At 40.1% G+C, this 9,243-nt stretch carries 12 protein-coding genes; 1 reads left to right on the forward strand and 11 read right to left on the reverse strand.

The genetic code is table 11. The features are described from left to right. Positions 1–182: 182 nt before the first annotated feature. The 11 genes from KJ562_03345 to KJ562_03395 all read right to left on the reverse strand — a co-directional run bounded on the left by KJ562_03345 (position 183) and on the right by KJ562_03395 (position 8,934). Positions 183–1,367: an FAD-binding oxidoreductase gene (locus KJ562_03345; protein ID MBU3964725.1), complete on the reverse strand. Its 1,185-nt coding sequence runs from the start codon at positions 1,365–1,367 to the stop codon at positions 183–185. Beyond that, complete coding sequence (locus tag KJ562_03350; GenBank protein MBU3964726.1) at positions 1,357–2,184, reverse strand: sugar phosphate isomerase/epimerase; 828 nt, start codon at positions 2,182–2,184, stop codon at positions 1,357–1,359. Before KJ562_03350 ends, KJ562_03345 begins: the two co-directional genes overlap by 11 nt. A gap of 1 nt (position 2,185) precedes the next feature. Beyond that, positions 2,186–3,022: a hypothetical protein gene (locus tag KJ562_03355; protein ID MBU3964727.1), complete on the reverse strand. Its 837-nt coding sequence runs from the start codon at positions 3,020–3,022 to the stop codon at positions 2,186–2,188. 66 nt (positions 3,023–3,088) lie between these two features. Beyond that, positions 3,089–4,066 (reverse strand): hypothetical protein, encoded by a 978-nt coding sequence (locus KJ562_03360; protein MBU3964728.1) that lies wholly within the window; start codon positions 4,064–4,066, stop codon positions 3,089–3,091. Between the two features lie 3 nt (positions 4,067–4,069). Continuing rightward, positions 4,070–4,477: a hypothetical protein gene (locus tag KJ562_03365; protein ID MBU3964729.1), complete on the reverse strand. Its 408-nt coding sequence runs from the start codon at positions 4,475–4,477 to the stop codon at positions 4,070–4,072. A gap of 421 nt (positions 4,478–4,898) precedes the next feature. After that, the gene (locus KJ562_03370) at positions 4,899–5,648 is read right to left on the reverse strand and encodes a hypothetical protein (protein MBU3964730.1); all 750 of its coding nucleotides are present in this window, start codon (positions 5,646–5,648) and stop codon (positions 4,899–4,901) included. After that, the gene (locus KJ562_03375; protein ID MBU3964731.1) at positions 5,645–6,352 is read right to left on the reverse strand and encodes an NAD(P)-dependent oxidoreductase; all 708 of its coding nucleotides are present in this window, start codon (positions 6,350–6,352) and stop codon (positions 5,645–5,647) included. Before KJ562_03375 ends, KJ562_03370 begins: the two co-directional genes overlap by 4 nt. After that, positions 6,318–7,475: a DegT/DnrJ/EryC1/StrS family aminotransferase gene (locus KJ562_03380; protein ID MBU3964732.1), complete on the reverse strand. Its 1,158-nt coding sequence runs from the start codon at positions 7,473–7,475 to the stop codon at positions 6,318–6,320. Before KJ562_03380 ends, KJ562_03375 begins: the two co-directional genes overlap by 35 nt. Positions 7,476–7,490: 15 nt before the next feature. After that, on the reverse strand, positions 7,491–7,934 hold the full coding sequence (locus tag KJ562_03385) for an NUDIX domain-containing protein (protein MBU3964733.1): 444 nt from the start codon (positions 7,932–7,934) through the stop codon (positions 7,491–7,493). Continuing rightward, positions 7,910–8,713: a methyltransferase domain-containing protein gene (locus tag KJ562_03390; GenBank protein ID MBU3964734.1), complete on the reverse strand. Its 804-nt coding sequence runs from the start codon at positions 8,711–8,713 to the stop codon at positions 7,910–7,912. The genes KJ562_03385 and KJ562_03390 overlap by 25 nt, the downstream gene beginning before the upstream one ends. 5 nt (positions 8,714–8,718) lie before the next feature. After that, positions 8,719–8,934 (reverse strand): helix-turn-helix domain-containing protein, encoded by a 216-nt coding sequence (locus KJ562_03395; GenBank protein ID MBU3964735.1) that lies wholly within the window; start codon positions 8,932–8,934, stop codon positions 8,719–8,721. 68 nt (positions 8,935–9,002) lie between these two features. Here KJ562_03395 and KJ562_03400 point away from each other — a divergent pair. Continuing rightward, positions 9,003–9,243 (forward strand): hypothetical protein (locus KJ562_03400; protein ID MBU3964736.1); only part of this gene is annotated, 241 nt, incomplete at its 3' end.

The following is a 9,243-nucleotide window of genomic DNA, read 5'->3' on the forward strand; positions in this document are numbered from 1 at the left end:
CAAGAGAGTAGCGCCGTTCTCGCCCCAGCCGCGCCTTCGGCGCGGTGAGCAGGCGGACAAAAATTTCTTCCCCCCAACCCCCTTCCTTTTTGCCCGCCTGCTGGAAACCCCCAGCGATTTTTTCGGGCGGCGGGGCCGAAAATCGATAAATAGTTTACTGTAATATGATACCGTAAATATGTTTATTTTGAAATAAATGACACTTTAGTGGCTAGAGTTTCCGAATATTCGGGTTGTTTGCAGATATTCTCTAAATCGTAAATTGTACTTATTTTTCCCGATAAAACACTAACAAATGTCGGGTCGATTGTATGTTGTTTTATAATCGTAGGTCTGGAGTCGTCATTTTCCGACGCCTTCAATATCGCCTTTATCTCAAACTTAGAATGTTTGTATTCAATTTTGAAATTCGGTTTTAAAAAAACGCGACTCAATTTGTACATTTTACTCCATGCTGATTTTAAATTTTGCGAACAAACAACGCATTCACTAACTCCATGCATTTTACAAATCGATCGCTCGGCTTTATTTCTAAAATTTGGGATTTTATCGTAGGATACATCATGGGGCGTGTGACCAACAGAAGTTAATGCATGAAAATCAGAATTTCCGAACGGCACAACAGAGAAGAAGTCACCATCCATAACCGTAATTCCCAAGTTTTTAAATTCTTTTGGAACTTCACAAAGGACTATTTCGCACAATTCATATTTCAAATCGAAAAATTGATGATTAAATTTATCAATAACCTCGTTAATACCAGCATACGAGGCATTAATTACAAAAGGGGCCGATAGACAAATACCATTATCAAGAGCAACTATATATGATGGATTTCTTTTTTCAACTGATTGAATGCCGGTGCCGTAGTAGCAATGAGCTGAAGTCCTAACTTTATCCACAAGAAAATCACGAATTTTGATGAAATCAAAACTGCACTCTTGGGCTATAAAAGCAGCTTCTGCCGAGCCTTTCTTGAAGTACAAATCGGCGTTAACCTTCTTTAACGGTATATTTACTTTCTCGCAGAAGCTAACGAAATCTTGGGCAGATGTTTTAGAACCATTACTTGCGATAGCATATATTTGCTCAAACGAGTTATTTATGGCAAAGTCAAAATCCCTGACAAACCTATTGTAGTGATATGCCACTTTTTCTGCTGTCTCGTAACTGCGAGGGTAGTGATAACCACTATGTACTCTTGCTTGGTTTATAGCACTGGCGCGGGAAAACGGCTTAGTGCTTTTATCTACTATCGCAACTTTTTTACCTTTTTTAACTAAAAGAGAAGCGGCGTACAAGCCGAAAATCCCCGCTCCAATAATTATGCAATCTACTTTTTGTACTGCTTTATGATTATTTTTCATAGTTCAATTGATAAACATTCTTCACAAAGGAAAGTACTTCGGAGATATTTTTTGCGTCAGATTTTCCCGCTGGCAACATCTCAATAGAAACAACTCCTTTATAATTACTATTATTTAACGCTTGGGCAATATTTCTATGGAAAAGATAATTACAATCAATTGCTTTTAAATATGGCTCGCTAATATGCACATGACCAATGTATTTGATATTGTCGCGGATTATTCCCTCAATTTTTTCGTTGTTCAAAATTGATGAGCCTATATCTAAATTAATCTTAATCGATTTGCGATTAACTCCCTTAACACAATCTAGCGCTTCATTTGTGTTAAGAATAAAATCAGCCCCGTAGACGGCTGGGGTTGGTTCGATACAAAAAGTGATATTAAGTCTTTGAGCTTGGTCGGCCAATTTCCTAAAAAAGTTTTTAGCGATATCTAATGCTCCCTCGCGCGATAGTTTGCTTTTGATTTTATTTTTGGGAGATCCAAACACAACAATAGTAGAACCCACTTTATTTGAAAACTCTAAAATGCTTACTAAATGCTCAAACATCTCGCTACGCGTAGCCTCATCTTTAAAAAGAGAAACTCCCGGGTATCTGAACATTAATGACTGAAGCGCGACGATGTGTATTCCATAACTATTTAATAATTTTGACATCTTGTTATCAAATCGTTTGTTAACTTCTAATATACCCGTCACATCTCTGAAGGGGCTGATTTCTAAACTGAAAATTTCTAGGTTTCTCATTGCTTCAAATATCTGTTGATCCGCTGATTCGTTCCACGCTAAATTTGAAATTGCAATATCTGTCATATCATTTAAGGTCGTATTTTATTCTTTTCACATTAATCCCGTGTTTGCGTAGAAATTTTATTCCATCATCGTTCCCGTAAGGATGCAAATAATATATTTGGGTAATTTTATTTTTAAGTATTTCCTGGGCACAAAGCTTACATGGCGGAATGAGAATGTAAAGCTTTGCCTTCCTTAAATCAATCTGTTGGGACTTTGCTTTTTCTATAACAATGTGCTCGGCATGCATATTTTTACTTTCGATATTGTCCGACTCGGCAACAATCTTGCCGCTAAAGGTAATCAAAGCGGAGATTTTTCCGATGGCTGCCTTGCTATTGTCAGCAATAAAATATAAGCGACGGATAATTGGATTTTTAATTTTCGAATAATTTCGTCGGGCCAGTATTCGTTTAGCGAAAAAATCTGTAGTGTATCGGTGTAAATTATTTTCAAGAAAAAATATTTTAATGTTCGGGAATTTTTCGGTAATCAAACGCGCAGTGTATTTTCTGTGTCTCATTATCCCTTTTGGGTAAACATAGTTTCGTGGCTTAATGATTCTCAAATATTTCTCGTAATCAGATGGTTTTTCAAGAATCAAAACAAAATCAACAAATTCAAATGCCGCAATAATTTCAGCGCGATGCCTCTCGCCTATTATGGGGCGATTAAATCCTAGGCGAATTCTGGCTGTTTTATCTGATTGAACAATGACAACAAGGGGGCGCCCCACCTTACTACATTCTCGCAGATAGCGGAGATGTTCAATATTAAACAAATCAAAAATATCACCAACGAGCGTGGCTGTATATGGTTTGATTGTCTCTTTGAGTTTAGAAAGGGTAATAATTTTCATAAGTAAGAAAAAAGGGGATCTCTTGAAAGGAAATCCCCTTTGTCGAAGAATGGACTGACCAATTATCTAAACGAGTAGTTCCTGGCAGTACCTGGCAATCATAGCATCCGCGACTCTCGTCAGGTTTTCCATGGATCCGGAGTTGTCGATAATGACGTCAGCCACATCTGCGATCGCGGGGACTCCCCAATCCCTCTTTATCTGATCGCGGGGCAACATCAATTGCCTTGCCTCGTCTAAAGAGGTGAGGTTTTGGCGAATCATCTGCCGCTGAAGACGAACGTTCTCGTCCATATCCACATAGACGATGGCAACCTTGTCTTGTCCGAGTCGCTCTCGCAGATGGACAGCGAGACCCGGGCTGTATAGGCTTTCGAGGCAACAGAACTCGATTTCCTGTTCACGGCCCCACTGAATGAACTCGTCTGCGAACACGCGGTAGACCCAATCGGGTCTTTCCTTCATGTTCCGATTGTTCCATTTGGCAAAGTCGTCTTCCACGCCTTCTCTTTCCATCACACGCTTCAGGAAGAAGGTGATCTTCAACCTTTTGATGCCGTGCTGGTCCAAGTAGCGGCCGATGGTGCTCTTGCCAGATTCACTCATCCCGCCGATGACAAACACTTTTTTCATGTTGTATTCCTCCAGGAGGAGTTGGATTTCCCTCTTGGCCCTCGCTGGTGTATGAGGACCATGGGCAACGTTTCTGATGATGCTTTCCGCCCATTTGGCGCGGAGACCAGACGCAGGCACTCGTTTCCCGATAATCTGGCGTACTTTGTCGACGGCATCGTAGCCATCCACAACGAAGATATGGACGGGCGACGACGACATAAAAGTCACCAGCTCGGGAAAGTAATCACGGTGTCGCACGTCGCTGATGCTCCAGTACAGCATTTCTACCGTGGCGGGCTTGAGCGTCTTACTCACCTCTCGCTTGATTACAAGTCCGCTTCTGATGAGAATCTGTCTTATCGGATCTACCAGCCTCTTCTCTACGCCGTCTGGCTTCACTACGAGTATGGAAATTTCGAACTGGCTCATAGGTTATCTACCTCCTTTCTTTTTGGTGTATTGTGCGGGCCAGTCAATGTCAATCGCCATCAGCCGGCCGGTTCCAGTGAACGCGAATTCCAGAGTCGGAAGTTGCGAGATGAAGCGTAGCTCTTCAAAGCTGGCCATAGCGGGCATCTCCCGACAGATGTTCCGGACCACGCTGAAAGGGCAAATATTGAGGTATCCCGCGTCGCGGAGACGACGACTATCCTTAAGATAGCGATGTCTCTCCGCGTCTAGGAAGCTCAACTCGCCAACATATGTCGGCAACTGCCGATCGTTGATGAGTTTCGCCGGAACAGTGCCTTGCTGTATCTCTATGACTTGATTGTCCATGGCAATATATATCAATCGTCCTGCTATCGCACGCTCTCCCCAAGGATTAGGAGAGAACTCCACCCATGTGGTTTGAGGATATCCCCCAATGATCGACAGCGCCTCACTTGCTGTAATGGTTCGCTTCGTGCCCTGATTGTCACGCCACTGTACGCTATTTGCGTCGTTCACAACAAAAAGCGGCGGCACCAACGTTAGCATCGGCTTCTCTGACACGATGATCAGAAAAGGGCATCCTTGGACACAGTACTCTTTGAAGAGCTGCTTAACCTTACTTGTTTCGCAAGATCGACATCCCTTCAATCTAGGATCGCCTAGGAAGCCCAATGCCCTCAACAGAGCCCTTTTTTGCAACCGCAACGGCAGGCTCGCGTCAATACCGTATTTGCTTCCTGTGTTTGCCAGGAAACATTCATTCATCACTATCATGACTTACCTCCTCGCAAAATGGGTTTTGGTTTGTGGAAGAACTATTTGTGCTACCCTAACTTTTTATTCCCAATTTGTCAATGTCTTGTATGGTATGAACGGCAAGCCAATTTCCATAGTATATCGTGCCCTTGATCGAGTCTTTTTGAAATTTGAAAATATCGCTGACAACAAAATCTAAATCTTTTTTCTGGGCGAAACGAGGAATAAACGAAAAAATAGATTCGCTCAGCACCATCAATCCAATACTACAATACTGTTGGCCTTTGTATCGGCCACTCATTTTTTTGTTCTGCGGTAACCGCGCATTTATTTCCTGAATACTTCCTCTATGCAGAATTGCACGCGAGTGCGTAGGCGCCAAATCTTTAACGCTCAAAACAATGTTGGCGAGTGTCGGTCTTAAAACTCCGACACCTTTCATTTTCTTGAGAATACCTTGGTTATATAAAATATTACCGTCCGAATATATAAACGGCTTCTGAAGTTTTTGCCTAATGGAAAACAGCAACCACGGAACGCCCCATATTCTGCCTGCCTTACCTCCGTAGATCGGTATAATCCGCCTATTGTTTGAGTAATTTTCTTTCAAGTAGGAATGCAGTTCATATTCATAATAACTAGATAACAAGAAAACCCGTTGAAAATTTAAAGCCAACGACATATCAATTAAATGACTCAGAATTGGTTTTCCGTTTAACTTTAAGAAAACCTTTGAGGCTGTAATCCTTCTTTTTCTTAAATCGTTGGAAATACGTCTTCCTTGGCCGCCAACAGCAATTACGATTGTATTTATATTCTTCATTTTTTTGGGAACTTCGGTTGCCAATTTAAAAAATTGTCTAACGAATGAACGCGGCATGGAACATTCGAAACCGCGTAAAAAACAGCAAAGTTATTTGGCACCTTTGGGGCATCAATACACATCCGCATCAACTCTATAAAATCTTCTTTATATAGAAGAACTTTATCGTATAATGGGTCTTCATTAAATCGGATTTCATTTGCTTCATTTACGCCTCCAAGACGAAGACAAATTACTTCCAAACCGTACTTTCTGGAAAAATAACGTCCGAGATCTTCAATATAAATTTTTGTGGCTCCATAGGGAGTATCGGGGTGGCTTTCTGATTGAGGGGTGATATATTCACCGACTGAAACAGCTGAATAATCATTAGAATGGACCGAACTTGCGATAACAATACGCGAAACTTTTTTCTCTACAGCAGCGCGATAAACATTTTCTGCCATAACTTTGTTTTGTGGGACAATATTTTCATTGGGGTAATCTTCAAAAGTATCCCAAGCTAAATGAATAATCGTGTCCTCTTTTTTTAGAAAACCCTTAAACTTCTCATAATCGACAGCAATATCTAAGGCAACATTGCTGGTGCTACCAGAAATTTTATCTATACAGAGTAAATTAAACGAATCTAATAGCCTCTCTTGCAAAATCTTTCCTAATGATCCTTGACTACCGGTCATTACTACTCGTTTTAATGATTTCATATGCTTTTTTAACTGCTTTTGCCATAAGCGCTATGTCCTCAAAGTCCAATCCTGGATTTACATATAGGTTAAAAATCCTTTTAGTAATGTTTTGAGCTATTGGGCAGTCCTGATTTATTTTGCTTCGGAATAGTGTCAGTTCTGTTAGGGCAAGAGGATAGAGTTTTTTTATTGGTGCGCCTAAACTTTTTACGATATCCAAAAATCTACCTCGCTGATTGGACAAATTTTGTGGCAGCAAGCCAGTCAAATAAAAATAAGAGTGCTCCGTGATATTACTGGAATGTTGGAATTGAATATCAATATCTTTTAGTAGGGCCCTAAATTTTCCGGCGTTTTCTCTCCTCTTTATGTTATTTTTATCCAACTTGTGCAATTGTCCTATCGCGAGAGCTGCTTGTATATCAGTCAGCTGGTAATTAAATCCAATGTGGTCATAATCATACGCATCCAAGTCGTGTTTCATAATTCCGTTATTTGCTACGGAAGTAATAATTTTTGCGTACTCTTCGTTATTTGTAACTACTACGCCACCTTCCCCACAAATAATATGCTTAGTTTGGTATAAACTAAAACAACTAATGTCTCCAAAAGACCCTACATATTTCCCCTTATATCTTGCACCAGCAGCTTGGGCACAGTCCTCAATCAAAATCAATTTGTGTTTATTGGCAATGTGTCGTATTTCATCTATCTTTGCGGGCTGACCGTACATGTGAACGACAATAATAGCTTTTGTTTTTGAAGTAATCTTTTCTTCAATCTTGGCCGGGTTGATGTTAAAATCTGTGAGATTGATGTCTACAAAAACAGGTTTTCCGCCTCCTTGCACTACAATCGAAGCATCTGCAATATTCGCTAAGGCAGGCACAATGATCTCGTCATCTTTTTGTAAAGTAAGAGCAACAATTGCGCAATGTAATGCAGAAGTGCCAGAATTAACAGCAAAGGCGTATTTGTTACCATGCAACTTAGCCATTAGTTTTTGAAATTCAACAACGGCCGGCCCACCATCGGGCTTGGATAAGAAACCGCTCTGCAAAATATCAACGACTCTTTGAATATCAGCATGGTCTACAATAGAACAATTTATTTTATCAAAAATTGTTTGAATGTTTGGCATAATTTGATAAACCGATTACTTATTCAGCAAATATTCTTGAATAATTTTATCCTTAACCTCTCCGGGTTTTAGATTTAGATCGGGAAGCTTCTTTAAATCGACCCAACTAATCCTATATTCACCCTTATATTGTGTTCCTGGTTGAAATTCAGGCCCCCCTCCAGTACCAACTTTTCCGCCAACCATATCGCATAAATAAAAAAACTCATACTGGCCTTCCATTCCTTGCTTGTCCCCAACTCTTCGTAGAAACAATTTTTGGACTCGTATCTTAATACCTAACTCTTCTAGGCATTCTCGCTCGATAGCACGTTCATGGCTTTCGCATTGCTCAACTCCGCCACCTGGTAGAACCCAATAAGAATTTTCCCCTTTAACACGGTTTATGAGCAAAATCTTATTTGAATCAATGATAATAACGCGCACTCGCTCTATTACTTTTTCTTGAATATTAGCCATATGCGTAAAGAATTTTTGATATCTTTTGCTTTACCATTTTGATCAAGCATCTCAACCAAATTACAACCAAATTTTCTGCAAATATTTATTAGTTCATGCGGATAGTAAATCCTTATAATATGAACAAGATTCCTGGGATTACTATTCTGCTTAACTTCCTGAATTTTTGTTACGCTCGTTGATGTCCTAAAATCTAGGATGCGCTCAAAATAAAGTCTTGTTCCGTCTTTCAATGTTATTGTTTCTTTCTTCTTGTAATTAGCTATAAGTGCTATGGGGTTAATGGTTTCAATGATTAAGCCGCCACCCGACTTAACATGCTGGCATAATTTTTCAATAAATAATTCATTTTTCTTATCATTTTCAAGATAGCCCAGTGAGGTAAAAATATTTAATACCACATCAAATTTTCCCAACACTTTTTTCTTGAGAATATCTCCGGCTATGTATGAAACTTTTAAACCTTTCTGAGTGGCTTGTTTTCTTGCAAGATTGATAAAATAATCGCTAATATCAATACCTGTTACTTCGTAGCCGAGCGCGGATAAACTATTCGAAATTCGTCCGTAGCCACAGGGAGCATCAAGAATTTTTTTACATTTTTGTGGTAAGTATTTTACGATAATTCGCGTTTCTTTCTTACTGCGCTCTCGGGTCAAGATATGCTCTTTTTCTTTCATATATCGCTCACCCCAAACACTACTATTAGCTTGATACCATTTTTGGTGTCCAGCAGATATTTTACTAATATTCTTATCTTGAAATCTGATATAGTTCATGTTTTTTACTTTATTAGATCATCAACGCCAACATCCAATGCTTTGGCGATTCTTGTCAGTGTTTCAATGGTTGGGTTTGGGTTTGCGCCGGATTCTACCGTTACCACAGTATTGAGCGACAAATCCGCAAGTTTTGACAGGCGATCTTGAGAAATGCCCTTATCTTGCCGGATTTTCTTTAAGTTTTTGGCTATTTTTGAACCTTGATTATTATTTGACATAGGTTTTAGGAAGATATACCATTATATTGTGTAGGTTAAAAAGTATCCTTTACCTTTCATTGATTACAATGATAACAAATTTCAAAATACTTGTCCAAACAAAAGGCAGTTCTAACTTGTTGCGTGCGCACAGGAAGGGTGGGGCAAGCGCAATTATTCTTTTTTTTCTTTCGGCCCCGCCGCCCGAAAAAATCGCTGGGGGTTTCCAGCAGGCGGGCAAAAAGGAAGGGGGTTGGGGGGAAGAAATTTTTGTCCGCCTGCTCACCGCGCCGAAGGCGCGGCTGGGGCGAGAACGGCGCTACTCTCTTG

Source organism: Patescibacteria group bacterium (assembly GCA_018900835.1).
Lineage (GTDB): Bacteria > Patescibacteriota > Minisyncoccia > Minisyncoccales > PEYH01 > PEYH01.